At 45.2% G+C, this 19704-nt stretch carries 20 protein-coding genes and 1 pseudogene; all 21 read left to right on the forward strand.

The features are described 5' to 3' along the window. Window positions 1-22 precede the first annotated feature (22 nt). The 21 genes and pseudogenes from hflX (at window position 23) to MFP28_RS05080 (ending at window position 19645) form a co-directional block, all read left to right on the forward strand. Entirely contained in the window at window positions 23-1261 is a 1239-nt protein-coding gene (gene hflX / locus MFP28_RS04980) for a GTPase HflX (protein WP_002906306.1), read from the forward strand. Continuing rightward, window positions 1254-1877 carry a hypothetical protein gene (locus MFP28_RS04985; protein WP_002906307.1) on the forward strand — a complete coding sequence of 208 codons (624 nt, stop codon included), beginning with the start codon at window positions 1254-1256 and terminating at the stop codon, window positions 1875-1877. Before hflX ends, MFP28_RS04985 begins: the two co-directional genes overlap by 8 nt. 10 nt (window positions 1878-1887) lie before the next feature. Then, complete coding sequence (rnz, locus tag MFP28_RS04990) at window positions 1888-2817, forward strand: ribonuclease Z (RefSeq protein ID WP_002906308.1); 930 nt, start codon at window positions 1888-1890, stop codon at window positions 2815-2817. Next, on the forward strand, window positions 2814-3569 hold the full coding sequence (locus tag MFP28_RS04995) for an SDR family NAD(P)-dependent oxidoreductase (RefSeq protein WP_002906309.1): 756 nt from the start codon (window positions 2814-2816) through the stop codon (window positions 3567-3569). Before rnz ends, MFP28_RS04995 begins: the two co-directional genes overlap by 4 nt. Before the next feature lie 6 nt (window positions 3570-3575). Continuing rightward, window positions 3576-4286 (forward strand): class I SAM-dependent methyltransferase, encoded by a 711-nt coding sequence (locus MFP28_RS05000; RefSeq protein WP_002906310.1) that lies wholly within the window; start codon window positions 3576-3578, stop codon window positions 4284-4286. Between the two features lie 363 nt (window positions 4287-4649). Beyond that, window positions 4650-5420, forward strand: a complete 771-nt coding sequence (locus MFP28_RS05005; protein ID WP_002906312.1) for a hypothetical protein — start codon at window positions 4650-4652, stop codon at window positions 5418-5420. A 57-nt stretch (window positions 5421-5477) separates the two neighbouring features. Further along, window positions 5478-6068, forward strand: a complete 591-nt coding sequence (locus tag MFP28_RS05010) for an HD domain-containing protein (RefSeq protein WP_002906313.1) — start codon at window positions 5478-5480, stop codon at window positions 6066-6068. A gap of 105 nt (window positions 6069-6173) precedes the next feature. Continuing rightward, window positions 6174-8393, forward strand: coding sequence for a single-stranded-DNA-specific exonuclease RecJ (gene recJ / locus MFP28_RS05015; protein WP_002906314.1), 2220 nt, complete (start codon window positions 6174-6176; stop codon window positions 8391-8393). Between the two features lie 312 nt (window positions 8394-8705). Beyond that, the gene (locus MFP28_RS05020) at window positions 8706-9218 is read left to right on the forward strand and encodes an adenine phosphoribosyltransferase (protein ID WP_002906315.1); all 513 of its coding nucleotides are present in this window, start codon (window positions 8706-8708) and stop codon (window positions 9216-9218) included. 147 nt (window positions 9219-9365) lie between these two features. After that, complete coding sequence (gene metA / locus MFP28_RS05025) at window positions 9366-10307, forward strand: homoserine O-acetyltransferase MetA (RefSeq protein WP_002906316.1); 942 nt, start codon at window positions 9366-9368, stop codon at window positions 10305-10307. 8 nt (window positions 10308-10315) lie between these two features. Then, complete coding sequence (locus MFP28_RS05030; protein WP_002906317.1) at window positions 10316-10996, forward strand: DnaD domain-containing protein; 681 nt, start codon at window positions 10316-10318, stop codon at window positions 10994-10996. A gap of 67 nt (window positions 10997-11063) precedes the next feature. Next, on the forward strand, window positions 11064-11852 hold the full coding sequence (gene yghU, locus MFP28_RS05035; RefSeq protein ID WP_002906318.1) for a glutathione-dependent disulfide-bond oxidoreductase: 789 nt from the start codon (window positions 11064-11066) through the stop codon (window positions 11850-11852). A 140-nt stretch (window positions 11853-11992) separates the two neighbouring features. Then, entirely contained in the window at window positions 11993-12682 is a 690-nt protein-coding gene (locus tag MFP28_RS05040) for a tRNA (adenine(22)-N(1))-methyltransferase (RefSeq protein WP_002906319.1), read from the forward strand. Further along, window positions 12669-13466, forward strand: coding sequence for a Nif3-like dinuclear metal center hexameric protein (locus MFP28_RS05045; protein ID WP_002906320.1), 798 nt, complete (start codon window positions 12669-12671; stop codon window positions 13464-13466). The genes MFP28_RS05040 and MFP28_RS05045 overlap by 14 nt, the downstream gene beginning before the upstream one ends. Window positions 13467-13477: 11 nt before the next feature. Then, the gene (locus MFP28_RS05050) at window positions 13478-14572 is read left to right on the forward strand and encodes an NAD(P)/FAD-dependent oxidoreductase (RefSeq protein WP_002906322.1); all 1095 of its coding nucleotides are present in this window, start codon (window positions 13478-13480) and stop codon (window positions 14570-14572) included. A 1-nt stretch (window position 14573) separates the two neighbouring features. Continuing rightward, a pseudogene (locus tag MFP28_RS05055) lies at window positions 14574-15105 on the forward strand (NUDIX domain-containing protein). Between the two features lie 23 nt (window positions 15106-15128). Further along, on the forward strand, window positions 15129-15953 hold the full coding sequence (gene tmpA, locus MFP28_RS05060; protein WP_032915874.1) for a ZIP family manganese transporter TmpA: 825 nt from the start codon (window positions 15129-15131) through the stop codon (window positions 15951-15953). Between the two features lie 134 nt (window positions 15954-16087). Continuing rightward, window positions 16088-16957 carry a glucose-1-phosphate thymidylyltransferase RfbA gene (gene rfbA / locus MFP28_RS05065; protein ID WP_002897349.1) on the forward strand — a complete coding sequence of 290 codons (870 nt, stop codon included), beginning with the start codon at window positions 16088-16090 and terminating at the stop codon, window positions 16955-16957. Between the two features lie 4 nt (window positions 16958-16961). Then, window positions 16962-17555: a dTDP-4-dehydrorhamnose 3,5-epimerase family protein gene (locus tag MFP28_RS05070; protein ID WP_032915877.1), complete on the forward strand. Its 594-nt coding sequence runs from the start codon at window positions 16962-16964 to the stop codon at window positions 17553-17555. Window positions 17556-17795: 240 nt separating this feature from the next. Next, entirely contained in the window at window positions 17796-18842 is a 1047-nt protein-coding gene (gene rfbB, locus MFP28_RS05075) for a dTDP-glucose 4,6-dehydratase (protein ID WP_002906330.1), read from the forward strand. Window positions 18843-19045: 203 nt separating this feature from the next. Further along, a complete protein-coding gene (locus MFP28_RS05080) occupies window positions 19046-19645 on the forward strand; it encodes a hypothetical protein (protein WP_002906331.1) in 600 nt (199 codons plus the stop codon). The last annotated feature ends 59 nt before the right edge of the window (window positions 19646-19704 follow it).

Genomic DNA, 19704 nt, shown 5'->3' on the forward strand with positions numbered 1-19704 from the left:
CAAGTCTTAGTAAGGATATGAGATGATAGAAACAGAGAAAAAAACAGAGCGTGTCTTTCTGGTCGGTGTGGAACTAGCAGACACGGAGAATTTTGACCTATCCATGGAGGAACTGCAAAGTCTGGCTAAGACGGCAGGGGCTGAGGTAGTCGGTTCCTATAGCCAGAAGCGGGAAAAGTATGACAGCAAGACCTTTGTCGGATCTGGCAAGTTAGAAGAAATCCGACAGATGGTTGATGCCGAAGAGATTTCGACTGTCATTGTCAATAATCGCCTGACACCTCGCCAAAATGTCAATCTGGAGGAAAGCTTGGGGGTTAAGGTCATTGACCGTATGCAGCTGATTTTGGATATTTTTGCCATGAGGGCTAGGAGTCATGAGGGCAAGCTGCAGGTGCATCTAGCCCAGCTCAAGTATCTGCTGCCTCGCTTGGTTGGCCAGGGGATTATGCTCAGCCGTCAGGCTGGTGGAATTGGCTCCCGCGGGCCTGGTGAAAGTCAGCTGGAGCTCAATCGACGTAGTGTCCGCAATCAGATTCATGATATTGAGCGCCAGCTCAAGGCGGTCGAGAAAAATCGGGCTACTGTTCGTGAAAAACGGCTGGAATCCAGTATTTTCAAAATCGGTCTCATCGGCTACACCAATGCGGGAAAGTCTACGATTATGAACTGCTTGACCAGCAAGAGCCAGTATGAGGCAGACGAACTCTTTGCGACGCTAGACGCTACGACCAAGAACATCAACCTCAGTGGCCAGCTCAATGTCACTCTGACAGACACAGTTGGCTTCATTCAGGATTTGCCGACAGAGCTGGTATCCAGCTTTAAATCCACACTAGAAGAGAGTAAAAATGTCGATTTGCTGGTCCATGTTATTGACGCCAGCGACCCTCATCATGAGGAGCATGAAAAGACCGTACTCGACATCATGAAAGAGCTGGACATGCTGGATATTCCCCGGCTGACTCTCTATAACAAAGCAGACAAGGCGGAGTATTTCACTCCGACCCTGACTCCTTATTCTTTAATTTCGGCTAAGGCGGACAATAGCAGAGCTATTTTGCAGCAAGTCCTACTGGAGCGGATGAAAGAGATTTTCCTGCCTTTTACCATCAAAGTAGCGCCGGCTAAAGCTTACAAGATTCATGATTTAGAGAAAGTCGCGATTATGGGAAATCGAGAATACATAGACGATGTCGAAGTCATTTCAGGCTGGATTGCCGAGAAAAACAAATGGAAACTGGAAGAATTTTATGACTGATTATATTGACTTGGCCCTGAAATACGGCGGTTTTACAAGCCTAGACAGGGTCTACTTAGAGCAAGTATTGGCTGGACTGACAAAGGAGCAGAAGCGTAGCTTCATCACTCCTCCGCCCAGCGTTATCAATGCTTACTTTGCTGAGCTTTATCAAAAGAAAAGTCCGGAAGCCGCAACAGCCTATTTTCTAGAAATTACTCAGGCGCTGGACTTGTGGAATACGGAGCCTAGCTTTGTAGAAAATAAACCTTTTGTACGGCTTAATCTTTCTGGCAAGTCCTATGGATTTTGCTATGAGAGCGAGGAAGTCGGCTTGGTCTTTCCTGAAAAGCCAGAGTCGGTAACAGACGACTTGCTCTTTGAAATCGCCCAAGTCTTTCCACAATACTTGGTCTACGAAGAAGCAGGGAGAATAAAAATGGTGCCTCTCAAATCTGAGTCGCAAGTCGTGGACAGTCAGGCGCTGACTGCTTTGACCGATTGGCAGCAGCTAGCGGATGGCAGCCAAAGAGTTCTGGGCTACAATCAAGATGAAGTCAGTCAGCTGGCTCAGTCCTATGCTGGTAGAAAATATTATCACTCGCAGAATCGCTCTGCCATGATTTATATCATTTAGAAAGAACAATATGCAATTACAATTTTTAGGAACCGGAGCCGGTCAGCCCTCCAAGGCTCGCAATGTATCCAGCCTTGTCCTCAAGCTGTTAGAGGAAATCAATGAAGTCTGGATGTTTGACTGCGGTGAAGGTACCCAGCACCAGATCTTGGAGACGACGATTAAACCGCGCAAAATCAGCAAGATTTTCATCACGCATCTGCATGGCGACCATATTTTTGGCTTGCCGGGCTTTTTATCCAGTCGTTCTTTTCAGGCTAATGAAGAGCAGACGGACTTGGAAATTTATGGTCCCAAAGGTATTAAGAATTTTGTACTGTCTAGCCTGCGCGTGTCTGGTTCTCGTCTGCCTTATCGGATTGATTTTCATGAGTTTGATGAAAACAGTCTGGGCAAGATTCTTGAAACGGACAAGTTCACAGTTTATGCGGATAAGCTGGATCACACGATTTTCTGTGTGGGCTATCGGGTGATGCAGAAAGATTTGGAAGGAACGCTGGATGCAGATAAGCTACGAGCAGCGGGTGTTCCCTTTGGCCCCCTCTTTGGCAAGGTCAAGAACGGTCAGGATATCGTCCTAGAAGATGGGACCAAAATCATTGCAGCCGACTATATCTCAGCCCCTCGTCCGGGCAAGACCATTGCTATTCTGGGTGATACTCGGAAGACTGCTGCCAGCGTTCGCTTAGCAGTGGCAGCAGATGTACTGGTCCATGAAGCAACTTATGGCAAGGGAGATGAAAAACTTGCCCGCAATCACGGTCATTCTACCAATATGCAAGCCGCAGAAGTAGCCAAGGAGGCCGGCGCTAAGCGCCTCCTGCTCAATCATATCAGTGCCCGCTTTCTAGCCAAGGACATCAGCCAAATGCGCCGCGATGCCAGTGCTGTCTTTGAAAAGGTCCATGTGGTCAAAGACTTGGAAGAGGTGGAGATATGAGAACCATCATCATCACAGGGGCTAGCGGTGGGCTGGCTCAGGAAATGGTTAAGCTCTTGCCCCATGACCGACTGATTTTGGTCGGACGGAGCAAGACTAAGCTGGAAAAACTATATAGAGAAAGGGAAAATCTTGACTTAGTGGAGCTGGATATCACAGACAGTTCAGCTTTGGAAAGATTTGCTGAGCGGATTGACAGCCAGTATGGCCACGTAGATGTCCTGGTTAATAACGCTGGCTATGGGATTTTTGAAGAATTTGACAAAATCACTTCCAGTGATATCGAGGCCATGTTTGAAGTCAATACCTTTGCCCTGATGAATCTGTCCCGTATCTTTGGAGCTCGCATGAAGCAGGCAGGTCAAGGACATATCGTCAATATCGTTAGTATGGCCGGCCTCATTGCAAGTAGCAAGTCCAGTCTTTATTCGGCGACCAAGTTTGCTGCTATTGGCTTTTCCAATGCTCTGCGTTTGGAACTCCTGCCTTTTGGGGTTTATGTCACGTCGGTGAACCCAGGTCCTATTAAAACTTCCTTTTTCGATCAAGCGGATCCTGATGGTTCCTATGTAAAAGCAGTTGACAAGTATATCCTTGAGCCTGACTTTGTAGCGAGCAAAATTGTCAGCTCCTTTGGCAAAAAGAGGCGGGAAATTAATCTACCTGGAATTCTCAATCTGGCTCACAAGCTTTATACTCTTTTTCCAAGAATTGCCGACAAGATGGCAGCCAATATGTTTAATTATAAGTGAGGTTTTATGACAGCTAATCTACAAGCCTACAAAGCTCATCTGCAGGCGCCTTGGGGCAAGCTTCAGTATGATATTGTTTTTGCCTTTCTAGAGTCGCTGAGGGGCCAGAAAATCCTTGATTTCGGCAGTGGTTTTGGAATTGTGGCTGATTTTCTAGCGAAAAACAACCAAGTGACCGCCATCGAGCCTAGTTCAGAAATGATTGCTGAGCGCAAGCAGGACTTTTCCTATGAGCAATTGCAAGGCAGCTTGGAGCTTCTGCAAACATTGCCAGACCAGTTTTTTGATGTCATCGTCTGTCATAATGTCTTAGAGTATGTATCTGACCCTGCTCTTTATTTAGCAGAATTTTCCAGACTATTAAAAAAGGGCGGCAAAATTTCTCTGGTTAAGCATCACGAGGTTGGACGAGTTATGCATACGGTGGTTTTTGAAAATGACCCAGAAAAGGCCCAGCAGCTTTTGGCGGGTGAGGCATATCAAACCCACAGCATGGGGGCTGCTAAGGTCTATCAGATCCAAGATGTGATTTCAGGTCTTCCATTAGAAGTTGAGGATTATCAAGGAGTACGAATTTTTTATGGGCTGCAATCCAATGACTACAAAACTGCCCCTGATTGGGCTGAAAAGATGCTTGAGATGGAGCTGGTTGTCTGCAACCAATCTCCTTATCGGGACATCGCTGCCTTTCAGCATGTTTGGCTAGTCAAGTCCTAAATTGAATGAAAAAGTGTTCATTTACATCTTAAACAAACCTCGTAAGGAGAAAGCTTGATGCAAAGGAGAGGAGTCATAGAGCCAGAGCAACCTGTCAATTATGCCCTGCTCAGCCTTTTTCAATATATTGCTTCTGTTTTGGTGATTATGGTCCATTGCCAGAGGCTTTTTGAACATGAAGCTCTACATTTTATTCAGAAGAGTATGTTTGGCCGCATGGCGGTCCCTTTCTTTTTAATTTCTTCAGCCTATTTTTTCCGAGTACACTGGAAGCAAGAGCCTCAAGCTGTGAAACTAACTCTGTATATTAAAGGCATTTTAAAGGTTTATGGTTTTTGAAGTCTGGTCTACCTTCCCTACGCCTTGACTTATTTCCAATCACTGCATTTGCCCCTCTACCTAGCTCCTCTGGCTATTCTAGCAGCGCTCCTCTACATCGGAATGAGTTACCAGCTCTGGTATATCCCCGCCTTTATCTTAGGCTTGCTGCTGGTCCATTTTTTGTATAGGAAGTTGGGGCCCAAGAAAACATTTGCCCTTTTGTTAATTCTCTACACCTTAGGTGCTATTGAGACTTATCACGCCTATCTGTCGCCTAGTCTGCTGACAGACTGGTATGATGCTTATGCCAAGCTCTTTTTCACCAGCAGGAATGGCCTCTTCTATACGTCCATTTTTATCTATTTAGGCTACTTTCCAGCTGATTACGGGCAGATAGCCTTATTTCAGAAAAAACGCTGGCTGTCTCTTCTGTTGGCAAGTCTTTTCCTAGCAGGCGAAGGAGTGCTGGTTTACATCAGGCAGGGACTGGATAAAAATTTTTTCTTTGCTCTCATTCCCTTTACGCTCTTCTTATTCAATTGGCTGTTAAAAACTCAGTGGAAGCGCAAAAAAAACTGGCGACATTTAAAAGATCTAAGTATCCTTTATTTCTTCCTCCATCCTATCTTTATTGAGTTATCTTTTTTTCTGCTCAAATCCCAGCAGCTGACCAAGTGGGAAAATGGCCGTTGGGCCTTCCTTCTGACGATTATCCTGACCCACCTGACGTCAGAGTTGGTGATTCGATGGCGAGGGAAAAAACAGAAAAGAAGTGAAAGTTTAGTTTTTGAAGAAAATCATATAGAGCGTTAAGAGCAACTATCAATTTTGAATAGAATTAGCTATAAAAACATTTCAAAGGAGTTCCACATGCTTGAACGTCTACAACAGCAGCTAGCTTTTACCAATGAGCTGGAAAAGCTGAAAGCCACTCATCGCAACAATCGGACCTTGGACGCTTATCGTTTTGAGAATTCTGCTGAGCATAGTTGGCAGGGGGCGCTCATGGCGCTAGTTTTTCGAGAATATATCCCCGAAGAGGTCAATCTGGAAAAGATCATGTCAATGTTATTGATTCATGATTTGGGCGAAATATATGCTGGTGATACCTTTATCTTTGACGACGTGGGCAAGAGCGATTCTTATGATAGAGAGCTGGGGTCCTTGAAAATCAGTTTGGACAAGTTGCCACTAGATCAGCAGGATTCCTTTTTAGAGCTTTGGCAGGAATTTGAAACCGGCATTAGCATAGAGGCTAAATATGCCCGAGTACTTGATGCTCTGGTTCCCCTGCTCAATCACTTGGAAGTTGCTCAGCCTCATGATAACCCTCATGGCCTGACCAAGTCGCAGGTCATCGCAAAGAAATCCTTTATTCAAGAAACCTCTGAAAGTCTTTGGGGATTAGCTCAGGAAGTTATTGATAAAAGCGTTGCTAAGGGACTTTATCTAGATGAGTGAGGCTGAGAACCTTGCTCGAAGATAAGAAGTTTGAGACTGGTTGAACCAGTCTTTTCATGTTATAATATTCAGACAAGATTGAACGGAGAAAGTGTTTCACTTATCATGATTAGCTCAAAATACGACTGGCAGTTTGCCACTAATTTTACAGACGAAAAATTTCTAAAAAAGGCCAAGAAAGCCGGATTGGACCCCGCCGCTGCCAGTCTTCTTTACCAAAGAGGTGTGCAGACTGAAGAAGCTTTACAGGAATTTTTGGAGCCTAGTTTAAACCAGCTTCATGACCCTCATGACCTGCATGATATGGAGCGGGCAGTGGAGCGCATTCGTGCAGCGATTGAGAATTACGAGCAGATTTTGATTTATGGCGATTATGATGCTGATGGGATGACCTCAGCATCTATTGTCAAGGAAGCCTTGGAGCAGTTGGGGGCTGAGTGTCAGGTCTACTTGCCTAATCGCTTTACGGATGGCTATGGTCCTAATAGCAGTGTTTACAAGTATTTTATTGAAAATCAAGGTATTTCGCTTATTATTACAGTGGATAATGGAGTGGCTGGTTTTGAAGCTATCGATCTGGCCCAATCTCTGGGCGTGGATGTGATCGTGACGGATCACCACTCCATGCCTGAGGAGCTGCCAAATGCCTATGCGATTGTCCATCCGGAACATAGCGGAGCGGATTACCCTTTCAAGCATCTAGCTGGTTGTGGGGTGGCTTTTAAGCTGGCAACAGCCTTGTTGGAAGAAGTCCAAGTCGAACTTTTGGACTTAGTTGCCATCGGTACCATTGCTGATATGGTTAGTCTGACGGGAGAAAATCGGATTTTAGTCAAATACGGTCTTTCCGTCCTCAAAAACACCCAGCGAGTAGGACTTCAGGAACTTTTCAAAATTGCAGGCATTCAGCCAGACGAACTGGATGAAGAAACGGTTGGCTTCCAGCTTGCCCCCCGACTCAATGCCTTGGGACGACTGGATGATCCAAATCCAGCGGTTGAGCTTTTAACAGGCTTTGATGACGAAGAAGCTCGTGACATTGCTCTTATGATCAACCAGAAAAATGACGAGCGCAAGGAAATCGTCCAGCAGATTTATGAAGAAGCACAAACCATGCTGGACCCTAAGAGACCAGTGCAGGTGCTGGCCAAGGAAGGCTGGAATCCCGGTGTGCTAGGGATTGTCGCTGGTCGCTTGCTGGAAGAGCTGCACCAGCCGGTCATAGTGCTTAATATCGAGGATGGCATCGCTAAGGGCAGCGCCCGCAGTATTGAAGCAGTCAATATTTTTGAGGCCTTGGACAGTCATCGTGATCTCTTTGTAGCTTTTGGTGGCCATGCTGGAGCAGCTGGAATGACTCTTGAAGCAGACAAACTAGCAGAGCTATCTGATATCCTGACAGCCTACATCTTAGACAATGATTTGGATTTGACTGGCAAAACAGCCCTGTACTTAGACGAGGAACTGCACCTGCCAGAACTGACCCTGGATACACTCAAAAGCTTTGAAAAACTGGCTCCTTTTGGTATGGACAATAAGAAGCCGCTTTTTTACCTCAAGGACTTTAAGGTGGACAATACTCGGACTATGGGGGCTGGCAACAGTCATCTTAAGCTGAAAATTTCTCAGGAAGATGCATCTTTTGAAGTAGTAGCTTTTGGGCAAGGAAGCCTGGCGACAGAGTTTGCCCAAACCAAGAATCTGGAGCTGGCTGTCAGCCTCTCTGTCAATAAATGGAATGGACAGACCAGTCTCCAGCTCATGCTGGTAGATGCTCGTGTGGACGGCGTTCAGCTTTTCAATATCCGCAGCAAAAATGCGACGCTGCCTGACAAGGTTCCAGTCTTGCGTTTCACAGAGGAGTTACCAGATTTGACAAATAGCAGAGCAGTCGTGGTTTATGACCTTCCCGATGATTTGCAGGACTTGAAGAAGATTATTCAGTCTCAGGATTTTGAAGCTATTTACTTTAAGAATGAAATTGCTAAGCCATATTATCTGACTGGTTATGGCAACCGTGAGCAGTTTGCCAAACTCTATAAGACAATCTATCAGTTTCCCGAATTTGACGTTCGCTATAAGCTCAAGGACCTAGCAGCTTATCTGAAAATTGATCCTATTCTCTTGGTCAAAATGATTCAGATTTTTGAAGAACTTGGTTTTGTCAGCATCACAGGAGGCGTCATGACGGTCAATAAGGAAGCTGAAAAGAAAGAAATTGACAGCAGTCACATTTACCAAGACCTCAAGCGCCTAGTCAAAGAACAAGAACTCATGGCACTGGGCACTGTACAGGAGATTTATGATTATTTGATGGAGAGATGAGATGGTACAAGACTAAGCCAAAGTCCCGCAAAAGAGAAAATATTAGATGAATGACATTATCCTAAGCGTCAAAACTGAGTTTTTTCTCTCTTTTCGATAGATTTGAAACCACCTTAGCATCTATAATAAATCTAATCCTCTCCATCTGATGGAGAGGATTTTTAGCTTGATAGAGATTTCTATCTGTATGGATGAGGAATAGGATTTCAAATAAAAGTAATACATTCCCTTAAAAAGTAAGTTTTCTGTTACCATTTGGATGAAAAAGTGATATAATAGAGAGTAAAAAATTTTTTTGAAAGAAAGTATATCATGAATTTAAAAGACTACATTGCAACAATCGAAAATTATCCAAAGGAAGGCGTGACATTCCGCGATATCAGTCCATTGATGGCAGACGGAAATGCTTATAGCTACGCTGTTCGTGAGATTGTTCAATATGCGACAGACAAGAAGATTGACATGATCGTTGGACCGGAAGCTCGTGGCTTTATCGTGGGCTGTCCTGTTGCCTTTGAGTTAGGAATCGGCTTTGCTCCAGTCCGCAAGCCTGGCAAGCTTCCTCGTGAAGTTATCTCAGCTGACTATGAAAAAGAATATGGTATGGATACCCTGACCATGCATGCCGATGCTATCAAGCCAGGTCAGCGCGTTCTGATTGTCGATGATCTCCTTGCGACTGGTGGAACAGTGAAAGCAACGATTGAGATGATCGAGCGCCTTGGCGGTGTAGTAGCTGGCTGTGCCTTCCTTATTGAGCTGGATGAGCTCAAGGGTCGCGAAGTTATCGGCGATTACGATTACAAGGTTCTAATGCACTATTAATGCATAGTTTCTAACTATATCTAGTTAGAGAAAAAGTATAATTGAAAACTATATCTCCTTTCAGTATAATGAAAGTACATTGGATAAACAAAGAATAGGCTGGAAAAGTATTTCCAAGCCTTTCTAACGATTGAAGGAGATATTTTCATGCCAATTAAGATTGATAAGAAACTGCCAGCTGTTGACATTTTAAGTTCTGAGAATATCTTTGTCATGGATGACGACAGGGCGGACCATCAGGATATCCGCCCTCTGAATATTCTGGTACTCAATCTCATGCCCCAGAAAATGGTGACGGAGACTCAGATACTGCGCCACTTGGCTAATACTCCGCTGCAGTTGACTATTGACTTCCTCTACATGAGCTCTCATCAGTCTAAAACTACACGTGCAGAGCATATGGAGACTTTCTATAAGACTTTTGATGAGGTTAAAAATCGCTATTTTGATGGCTTGATTATCACTGGTGCACCGGTAGAGCATCTGCCTTTTGAAGCGGTGGACTACTGGGAAGAGTTCCAGCAGGTGATTGAATGGTCCAAGACCCATGTCTTTTCGACTCTGCATATCTGTTGGGGAGCTCAGGCTGGACTTTACGCTCGCTACGGCGTTGACAAGCATCAGATGACACGCAAATTATCAGGTGTTTATAGCCAGTTGGCTGACAGCAGTAATCTACTTTTTCGTGGCTTTGACGATGAGTTTTATGCGCCGCATTCCCGTCATACTGAAGTTCTGAAGGAAGATATTGTCAATCTGACCAATCTGGAAATTCTCTCGTATGGAGAGGATATGGGTCTCTCTGTGCTGGCTAGCCGGGACTTGCGAGAGGTGTATAGCTTCGGTCACATGGAATACGACCGCGATACTCTATCCAAGGAGTATTTCCGCGATTTGAAGGCGGGCAAGAATCCACACATTCCAGAGAATTATTTCAAAAACGATGATGTCCATGCGACACCGGCCTTGCGTTGGAGTTCGGCCGCGGCACTCTTTTTCAGCAATTGGGTCAATTACGCTGTCTATCAGGAGACACCTTTCGACTGGGAGAGTCCTGAAAATGATGTATCGTTTTTTGCTTATCTATAAGAGGTGACATGACTTATTTATCAGCTTTTAAATCGGGTAATCTTGTAATCCCGAGTGCTCTTCTTTTACATTTTAAGGACATCTTTGATTCCAGCGATGATTTTTTGGTCTGGCAGTTTTTCTATCTGCAAAATACTACTTCTCTGGAAGAGCTGGCGCCTAGTCAGATTGCGGAGCATATTGGCAAGACCCTGTCAGAAGTCAATCGCTCTATGTCCCATTTGACGGAGAAAGGTCTCTTGCAGTATAAGACCATTGAGCTGAATGGAGAGACAGAGGTTATCTTTGATGCTTCGCCGGCTTTGGAAAAGCTGGATGAACTGCTGGCAGCCAAAAGTGGTCTGCAGACTGTGGCAAAGGCACCTCAGAATGTCTTGAAAGACTTGGTGGAGACCTTCCAGCAGGAGCTGGGCCGTCTCTTGACACCCTTTGAAATTGAGGATTTGACTAAGACTGTTCAAGACGACAAAACCAATCCTGACTTGGTCAAGGCTGCCCTTCGTGAGGCTGTGTTTAATGGCAAGGCCAACTGGAAGTATATTCAGGCTATCTTGCGCAATTGGCGCAAGGAAGGTATCACTACACTTGCTCAGGTAGAAGCCAAACGGGAAGAACGTGAAGCAGCTAATCCTCAAAATGTGACAGTTTCAGATGATTTCCTCAATGCCATGAATTTGTGGAAGGACTGATTTTATTAGATTTATGGTGGCCTGTTAGATACGACAGGCCATTGGTTTTATAAAAAAGGAGAAAAATATGACGTATCAATTGCCAAAAGTCTGGTCCGCTGCGAACAGCGACCAAGGAAAATTTTCAGGTATCAATCAGCCTACTGCAGGCGCGCGCTTTGAGCAGAAGCTTCCTGTCGGTAAAGAGCCTTTTCAGCTTTATTCACTTGGGACTCCAAATGGGGTCAAAGTGACGATTATGCTAGAGGAACTACTGGCAGCGGGTATCACTGAGGCAGCCTATGACCTCTATAAGATTAGCATCATGGATGGCGACCAGTTTGGCTCAGATTTTGTGAAAATCAATCCCAACTCTAAGATTCCGGCCTTGTTGGATCAGTCAGGTCATAAGCCGATTTCTGTCTTTGAATCAGCGAATATCCTTCTCTATCTTGCAGAGAAGTTTGGAAAGCTCATTCCGTCAGATTTGGCTGGTCGGACTGAGGTGCTCAACTGGCTCTTCTGGCAGACAGGAGCGGCTCCCTTCTTGGGTGGTGGGTTCGGTCATTTCTTTAACTATGCTCCAGAAAAGCTAGAATATCCTATCAACCGCTTTACGATGGAAGCCAAGCGTCAGCTTGATTTATTAGATAAAGAATTGGCCAACAAATCTTATATCGCTGGAGATGACTACAGTATTGCTGATATTGCTATCTGGTCTTGGTATGGGCAGTTAGTACAGGATAAGATCTATCCAGGCGCTGCTGAGTTCTTGGATGCTGCATCCTACAAACACCTATCTGCTTGGGCGGAGAAGATTGCAGCTCGTCCGGCAGTTCAGCTTGGTTTAGCTGCCAAGTATCAGGAAATCAAATAAAAAAGTGATGGGTAGAACACCCCATCATCAAGTGGCGAGACAAAATCAGTTTATCAACAGGCTGATTTTTCCTCTGCTGCTTTTTTTAAACCCTTAAAAATGATATACTGAATAGAAGAATGTTTAGAAAAGAGTAAGCAATGCAAAAAAAGACTATTTCCCAACGCTTGGAGCGAGTAGCAGCTTTTGTGCCGGATGGGGCAAAGTTGCTGGATGTTGGGAGCGATCACGCCTATCTGCCTATTTACCTGATTCAGGAGGGGCGGATTGAGAAGGCTCTGGCCGGAGAAGTGGTAGAGGGGCCTTTTCAGTCTGCTCAGAAAAATGTGGTAGAGCATGCTCTGATGGAGCAGATTGAGGTTCGCTTGGCCAATGGACTGGCTGCTTTTGAAGCAGAAGATCAGATTGACACCATCGTTATCGCTGGCATGGGTGGTCGCTTGATTTCAGAGATTTTGGAAAATGGCAGAGCTAAGCTTGGAGCCATTTCCCGCTTGATTTTGCAGCCCAATAACCGAGAGGATGAACTTCGCAGCTGGCTGGTATCTAATGGCTTTCGCTTGCTGGCTGAGGATATCTTAGAAGAGGCAGGGAAGTTTTACGAAATCCTAGTAGCAGAAGAAGGTCAGCAAACTTTGACAGAGCAAGAAAAGCGCTTTGGTCCTTTTCTGATGAAGCAACAGTCACCTGCTTTTCAGTTAAGATGGCAGAAAGAACTGAAGAAACTTGCAGGAGCTTTGGCTCATATTCCAGAAAAGAATGAGCTGGAACGCTCTGCTATGTCCCAAAAAATCGAAAGTATCAAGGAGGTACTCCATGCTAGCAAGTGAAATCATCGCCCGTTATGAAGCCTACTGCCCGAAAGAGCTGTCCATGGAGGGCGACATTTCAGGTCTGCAAATTGGAACTCTGGACAAAGAAGTGGATAAGGTTCTAGTGGCGCTGGATATTCGCGAGCAGACAGTGGCGGAGGCTATTGAGGCAGGTGCTGGACTGATTATCGTTAAGCATGCGCCTATCTTTCGCCCTCTTAAGGACCTAGTGGCAGATAAGGCTCAAAATCAGATGATTTTAGACCTCATCAAGCATGATATTGCTGTCTATGTCAGTCATACCAATATTGATGTTGTAGAGGACGGGCTTAATGACTGGTTCTGTCAGCTTTTAGAGATTGAGGAGACAAGTTTTCTTAGTCAGACTGATCCAGAGCACGGTATTGGCCGCGTTGGGAAGATTGCTCCTCAGACTTTTGGGGACTTTGCGGCTAAGGTCAAGGCAACTTTTGGACTAGATAGTTTGCGTCTGGTCGCTTATGAAGAAGCGGATCTCGAACGCGTGATTGAGCGTGTAGCTATCTGCGGTGGCAGCGGTCAGTCCTTTTATCAAGAGGCCATTGCCAAGGGAGCGCAGGTCTACATAACAGGTGATATTTACTATCATACTGCCCAGGAAATGCTGACAGAAGGGCTTTTGGCGCTGGATCCTGGACACCATATCGAGGTTCTTTTTACGGAAAAATTAAAAGAAAAGCTTGATACTTGGAAGGCAGAAGAGGGATGGGAGATTGAGATTCTGGCTAGTCAGGCTTCGACCAATCCCTTCCGACATATTTGAGAGGATGCGACATGAAAAGAGTAGCAGTGATTGGTGCTGGGATTGTTGGCTCAACAGCGGCTTACTATCTGTCCCAATCCCCAGATGTGGAAGTGACTGTCTTTGATGACGGCAAGGGGCAGGCAACCAAGGCAGCCGCTGGCATTATCAGTCCTTGGTTTTCCAAGCGGCGCAATAAGGCTTGGTACAGGATGGCGCGTCTGGGCGCTGATTTTTATCAGGACTTGATTGTGGAACTGAAAGCGGCTGGAATCCAGACAGACTTTTACCAACAAACAGGTGTTTATCTGCTGAAAAAGGATGAGAGCAAGCTGCAGGAGCTTTATGATTTGGCTGTTAATCGCCGAGAAGAGTCGCCGTTAATAGGGGAATTGAGTCTTCTCAGTCGTCAGGAAGCGCAGGAGAATTTTCCAGACTTGCAAGGCTTTGAGCGACTTCTCTATGCTTCCGGCGGTGCCCGTGTGGAGGGAGCGCTCTTGACGGAGACGCTTCTGAAAGCCAGCAAGGCAGAATTGGTTGAGAAAAAGGTAAGATTGACAGTAGAAGGAGAGCAACTTCTGGTGGATGGTCATAGCTTCGATTTTGTTATATTGGCTGTGGGAGCTTGGCTGGGAGAAATCTTGCAGCCACTGGGCTATAAGACAGATGTTAGGCCGCAAAAGGGACAGCTACGTGATTTTAAGCTGGCTGAAAAGACGGATGACTACCCAGTTGTTATGCCTGAGGGCGAGCTGGATATCATTCCCTTTCTGGCGGGCAAGGTCAGTGTTGGTGCCAGTCATGAAAATGATCAGGGCTTTGATTTGACGATCGATAAGAAAGTGCTGGATCTGTTGCAGCAAGAAGCGGAAACTTACTTGCCGAGGTTGGCTACTGCAGAGATTTTAGGCGAGCGCGTGGGAACGCGAGCTTATACCAGCGACTTTTCTCCTTTCTTTGGAGCCGTTCCAAACTTGTCGCATGTTTACGCTGCCAGTGGGTTAGGCTCTTCTGGTCTGACAACTGGCCCGCTCATCGGACGCCAATTAGTCCAGATGGCTCTAGGTGAAGCGGGACTGCTGAATCTAGCTGACTATCCTATCGAGCGGTATGTGAAGAAGGTTTGATATGACAGAAACTATTTTGAATTGGGTCAATGTTTGTGTTAAAAAAGATGATAAAATTTTACTGCTTAATCGCCAACATGATAACTTTAAAGGATGGATACAACCAGGCGGCTTCACCAGTCTGGGGATAGACTGGTGAAGGTTGTGGATGGGAAAAGCTTAGCTTTTTACCTTCGTAAGAGTTTCCAGAATCTTTTTTCGAAGCTGCAAGGCGCGAATTAAAAGAAGAAACGGGTCTGACTGCTCTAAACTTGGAATTGAAGGGGATTTCAGGCTTCACTAATCCAAGTAAAGAAGAACGGTATGTATATTACGATTTTCTTTGTACTGCCTTTGAAGGACAAGTTAGGGGAAACGATCATGAAGGGGAGCCCAAATGGTGGAAGATTTCGGAACTTGACCAAATACACATGCAGGATGACATACGTGAACGTTTGCCTCTCTACTGGCGGAAAGGCTCTTTCGAGCGGATTCATTACTGGAATGAGGAAAAACACTGTATAGGGGAAACCAAGACGATTTTGTATGATTGATTTCAGAGGATAAGGAGAAGTTTATGGACTGGTTACGATCGCAGCCTGTGGTTATGCAGGCATTCTTGGCTGGGCTTTTTACATGGGGATGTACCATTGTAGGCTCGGCTGTTGTATTTTTCTTTAAACAAGTCAGTCGCAAGCTGCTGGATATTATGATGGGCTTTGCGGCAGGCGTCATGATTGCGGCTTCCTTTTGGTCGCTTTTGGCGCCGTCGATTGAGTATGCCCAAAGTTCTTATGGCAAGCTATCCTGGCTGCCTGCAGCAATTGGCTTTTTAGTGGGAGGTTTTTTCCTGCGGCTGATTGATGCAGTAGTGCCTCACTTGCACTTGAGCAAAGACATTTCGGAGGCTGAGAGTGTTCCTGGACATAGCCGAAAGAAGCTGTCCAAGACGGCTCTGCTCTTTTTAGCCATTACCATTCACAATTTTCCAGAAGGTTTGGCAGTTGGAGTAGCCTTTGGTGCTTTAGCGGCCAATCCTAGTCCAGAAGCCTTTGTTGGCGCGATTGGCCTGGCTTTGGGAATTGGCCTGCAAAACGTCCCAGAAGGAGCGGCTCTGTCCATTCCGATTCGGACGGACGGTAAGTCTCGACTTAAAGCCTTTTACTGGGGCTCCATGTCTGCTATTGTAGAGCCAATTGGTGCTGTTTTGGGCGCTGTAGCTGTCATGGCCATGATGGCTATTCTGCCCTATGCCCTCTCCTTTGCAGCAGGGGCGATGATTTTCGTGGTGGTAGAGGAGCTGATACCGGATTCGCAGACCAATGGCAATACCGATGTGGCGACTTTAGGTCTCATGATGGGCTTTGTTCTCATGATGGTCTTGGATGTGGCTTTGGGGTGATGCCAACTTAGAATCAAATAGCGGAAGAAAGCGGAATTTCCGCTATTTTTCTTTTATTTAGGAGTAGTGAAAAGGATGACATCCGCTTTCAAAAATGGTAGAATAAGGAGAATACATTAAGAGAGGAAACTCATATGAAAGGTATTATTCTTGCAGGTGGTTCTGGTACACGTTTGTATCCATTGACCCGCGCTGCGTCAAAACAGCTCATGCCGGTTTATGACAAACCCATGATTTATTATCCACTGTCAACTCTTATGCTGGCTGGTATCAAGGACATCTTGATTATCTCCACTCCGACGGATCTGCCTCGTTTTGAAGATCTGCTGGGTGACGGCTCTGAGTTTGGCATCAAGCTTTCTTATGCTGAGCAGCCAAGTCCAGACGGACTTGCACAAGCCTTTATCATTGGGGCTGATTTTATTGGAGATGACCGCGTGGCGCTGATTCTTGGGGATAATATTTACCATGGACCAGGTCTGAGCAAAATGCTCCAAAATGCTGCTGCTAAGGAAAAAGGAGCAACTGTTTTTGGCTACCATGTCAAGGATCCAGAACGCTTTGGTGTAGTAGAATTTGATGAGAATATGAATGCTATCTCCATCGAAGAAAAACCGGAACAGCCGCGCTCTAACTATGCAGTGACAGGACTGTATTTCTACGATAATGATGTCGTAGAAATTGCCAAGAACATCAAGCCAAGTCCTCGCGGAGAATTAGAAATTACAGATGTTAACAAGGCTTACTTGGATCGTGGTGATTTGTCTGTTGAGCTTATGGGACGTGGTTTTGCTTGGTTGGATACAGGAACCCACGAAAGTCTCTTAGAAGCCGCTCAATATATTGAAACGGTTCAGCGGATGCAGAACGTTCAGGTGGCGAATCTGGAAGAAATTGCCTATCGTATGGGCTATATCACTAAAGAGCAAGTGCATGAATTGGCGCAGCCATTGAAAAAGAATGAATATGGCCACTATCTCTTGCGCTTGATTGGAGAAGAATAAGAAGATGACGGAACAATTTTTTGATAAGGAATTAGCAGCGCGTGAGGTTCCTGGAATTCCAGGTATGCTGGAGTTTGATATCCCTGTACGCGGGGACAACCGAGGCTGGTTTAAGGAGAATTTCCAAAAGGAAAAAATGCTGCCGCTAGGCTTTCCTGAAAGCTTCTTTGCAGAAGGAAAACTGCAAAATAATGTCAGCTTTTCTCGTAAAAATGTCCTGCGTGGTCTTCATGCTGAACCATGGGACAAGTACATCTCTGTTGCAGATGACGGTAAGGTACTGGGGTCTTGGGTTGACTTGCGCGAGGGTGACACCTTTGGCAATACCTATCAGACAGTAATTGATGCCAGCAAGGGAATTTTTGTACCTCGGGGTGTAGCCAACGGCTTCCAAGTGCTTTCTGATACCGTTTCATATAGCTACCTGGTCAATGACTACTGGGCTTTGGAACTCAAACCTAAGTATGCCTTTGTCAACTATGCAGACCCGGCTTTAGGCATCCAGTGGGAAAACCTAGAAGCAGCAGAAGTCTCAGAAGCAGACAAGAACCATCCGCTACTTAAGGATGTCAAACCTTTAAGAAAAGAAGATTTGTAAAAAGAATTCTTTTCTGACGCATTAATTTATATTGAAATATATGATTTAGCTCAGCTCCTATCCGAGCGAAGCGAGTGGAAGAAATGATTGCCGCTGTGGTGTAAGTCATGTAACAAATTGTTTATTTTGTTACATGATAGGGGATTTTTGAGACATGAGGCTCAAAAATAAGCGATGAAACCGAAGGTTTGCTTGCGTCCCTACCACTTAAGGCAATTATAAAAAAGTTAAGGAATAAAAATGACTGAATACAAAAAAATTATCGTGACAGGTGGAGCTGGTTTTATCGGTTCTAACTTTGTCCACTATGTTTACAATAACTTTCCAGATGTTCATGTGACAGTGCTGGACAAGCTGACCTACGCGGGTAATCGGGCTAATATTGAAGAAATTTTAGGCGACCGCGTTGAGTTGGTTGTTGGAGATATTGCTGATGCAGCTTTGGTAGATAAGCTGGCTTCCGAAGCTGATGCTATCGTTCACTATGCGGCAGAAAGCCACAATGACAACTCACTCAATGACCCGAGTCCGTTTATCCACACCAACTTTATCGGAACTTACACACTCTTGGAAGCAGCTCGTAAATACGACATTCGTTTCCACCATGTATCGACTGACGAAGTCTATGGGGACCTGCCTCTGCGTGAAGATTTGCCAGGTCATGGCGAAGGACCAGGTGAGAAATTTACTGCTGAAACCAAGTACAATCCAAGCTCACCTTACTCATCAACCAAGGCAGCTTCAGACTTGATCGTTAAAGCTTGGGTGCGTTCATTTGGCGTGAAAGCGACGATTTCTAACTGTTCAAACAACTATGGTCCTTACCAGCACATTGAGAAGTTCATTCCGCGCCAGATCACCAATATCTTGAGCGGTATCAAGCCAAAACTTTATGGCGAAGGTAAAAACGTTCGTGACTGGATTCATACTAATGACCATTCATCAGGTGTTTGGACAATTTTGACCAAGGGTCAAATCGGTGAAACTTACTTGATTGGTGCTGATGGTGAGAAGAACAACAAGGAAGTGCTGGAGCTGATTCTCAAGGAAATGGGACAGCCAGCAGATGCTTATGACCATGTGACAGATCGTGCCGGCCACGACCTCCGCTATGCCATTGATGCCAGCAAGCTCCGCGATGAGCTAGGATGGAAGCCAGAGTTCACCAACTTTGAAGCGGGTCTCAAAGAGACGATCAAGTGGTACACGGACAACCAAGACTGGTGGAAATCTGAAAAAGAAGCAGTCGAAGCCAACTATGCTAAGACTCAGGAAGTGATTAAATAAGAATAGGCTATCTATGATGAGCCTTGTAAAACTAGCGCTATGTGATTGAGAGGCTGGGATTATCTATCCCAGCCTTTTCTCACAGGATTGTTAGCTTTTTAATATGTTTGTTACAGAAAATTATGCAAAAATAGTGTAAAATAAGATAAATCCTTTCTGTGTTTTTAGCTAGAGGGATTTTCTCAAATTAAAGGAATACAAACATGAAAATGGTAAAAAGAGTAGTGGGAATTGCTTTGGTGCTGTTGCTTGCAGCGGTGCTGTTTCTGGTTCCTGCATCTGTTAATCAAAGTCAACAATTAAAAAATGTTCAAGGCAGTGCTTCCTGGATGAGTATTATTGAGCCAGCTTTGAGCAATGCCAATGTGACGGCTCAGGGAGTCAGCACGGAAGTTTCTCTCAATAGCGTCCAGCTTAATCAGGTGCTCAAGTCTTCTCTGACTGACTCTGAGAATCAGGAGTTGCTGAACAGTGTTTACAGTATTGAAGGCAATAAGCTGCGCATCCAGTATCCAGTCAAGCTGCTCTTCATTGACAGTAAGCTGGACCTAGAGGTGGATGTGACGGTGAGAGATAATGTCTTGCACATCACAATTGATAGTGCCAAGCTAGGCTCTCTTCCTATCCCTAAATCTTGGGTGACAGGCATGCTGAAGCAACAAATGCAGGCCTCTAATTCATCTATCACAACGGAGGGAGATAGTTTCCTTCTAGCTCTGCCGCAGAGTCAATTCAGTATTAATAAAATCAGCTTCCAGAACGGTGCTGCTAAAATCCAGTTCAGCATGGGTTATGGAATCTAAAAAAGAAAACTTCATTTGAGGAGGAGCCCTTCCGAATCAAATGGAGTTTTTATACTATT

It is taken from the genome of Streptococcus sanguinis (genome assembly GCF_050234405.1).
Classification (GTDB): domain Bacteria; phylum Bacillota; class Bacilli; order Lactobacillales; family Streptococcaceae; genus Streptococcus; species Streptococcus sanguinis_W.

What these genes read in the sequence shown, in the direction of transcription:
- MFP28_RS05080 (WP_002906331.1), top strand. Translation starts at nt 19,046, where the DNA reads ATGAAAATGGTAAAAAGAGTAGTGGGAATTGCTTTGGTGCTGTTGCTT.
- metA (WP_002906316.1), top strand. Translation starts at nt 9,366, where the DNA reads ATGCCAATTAAGATTGATAAGAAACTGCCAGCTGTTGACATTTTAAGT.
- MFP28_RS04985 (WP_002906307.1), top strand. Translation starts at nt 1,254, where the DNA reads ATGACTGATTATATTGACTTGGCCCTGAAATACGGCGGTTTTACAAGC.
- rnz (WP_002906308.1), top strand. Translation starts at nt 1,888, where the DNA reads ATGCAATTACAATTTTTAGGAACCGGAGCCGGTCAGCCCTCCAAGGCT.
- MFP28_RS05020 (WP_002906315.1), top strand. Translation starts at nt 8,706, where the DNA reads ATGAATTTAAAAGACTACATTGCAACAATCGAAAATTATCCAAAGGAA.
- hflX (WP_002906306.1), top strand. Translation starts at nt 23, where the DNA reads ATGATAGAAACAGAGAAAAAAACAGAGCGTGTCTTTCTGGTCGGTGTG.
- MFP28_RS05040 (WP_002906319.1), top strand. Translation starts at nt 11,993, where the DNA reads ATGCAAAAAAAGACTATTTCCCAACGCTTGGAGCGAGTAGCAGCTTTT.
- MFP28_RS05000 (WP_002906310.1), top strand. Translation starts at nt 3,576, where the DNA reads ATGACAGCTAATCTACAAGCCTACAAAGCTCATCTGCAGGCGCCTTGG.
- rfbA (WP_002897349.1), top strand. Translation starts at nt 16,088, where the DNA reads ATGAAAGGTATTATTCTTGCAGGTGGTTCTGGTACACGTTTGTATCCA.
- MFP28_RS05045 (WP_002906320.1), top strand. Translation starts at nt 12,669, where the DNA reads ATGCTAGCAAGTGAAATCATCGCCCGTTATGAAGCCTACTGCCCGAAA.
- recJ (WP_002906314.1), top strand. Translation starts at nt 6,174, where the DNA reads ATGATTAGCTCAAAATACGACTGGCAGTTTGCCACTAATTTTACAGAC.
- rfbB (WP_002906330.1), top strand. Translation starts at nt 17,796, where the DNA reads ATGACTGAATACAAAAAAATTATCGTGACAGGTGGAGCTGGTTTTATC.
- MFP28_RS05070 (WP_032915877.1), top strand. Translation starts at nt 16,962, where the DNA reads ATGACGGAACAATTTTTTGATAAGGAATTAGCAGCGCGTGAGGTTCCT.
- MFP28_RS05050 (WP_002906322.1), top strand. Translation starts at nt 13,478, where the DNA reads ATGAAAAGAGTAGCAGTGATTGGTGCTGGGATTGTTGGCTCAACAGCG.
- yghU (WP_002906318.1), top strand. Translation starts at nt 11,064, where the DNA reads ATGACGTATCAATTGCCAAAAGTCTGGTCCGCTGCGAACAGCGACCAA.
- MFP28_RS05030 (WP_002906317.1), top strand. Translation starts at nt 10,316, where the DNA reads ATGACTTATTTATCAGCTTTTAAATCGGGTAATCTTGTAATCCCGAGT.
- MFP28_RS05010 (WP_002906313.1), top strand. Translation starts at nt 5,478, where the DNA reads ATGCTTGAACGTCTACAACAGCAGCTAGCTTTTACCAATGAGCTGGAA.
- tmpA (WP_032915874.1), top strand. Translation starts at nt 15,129, where the DNA reads ATGGACTGGTTACGATCGCAGCCTGTGGTTATGCAGGCATTCTTGGCT.
- MFP28_RS04995 (WP_002906309.1), top strand. Translation starts at nt 2,814, where the DNA reads ATGAGAACCATCATCATCACAGGGGCTAGCGGTGGGCTGGCTCAGGAA.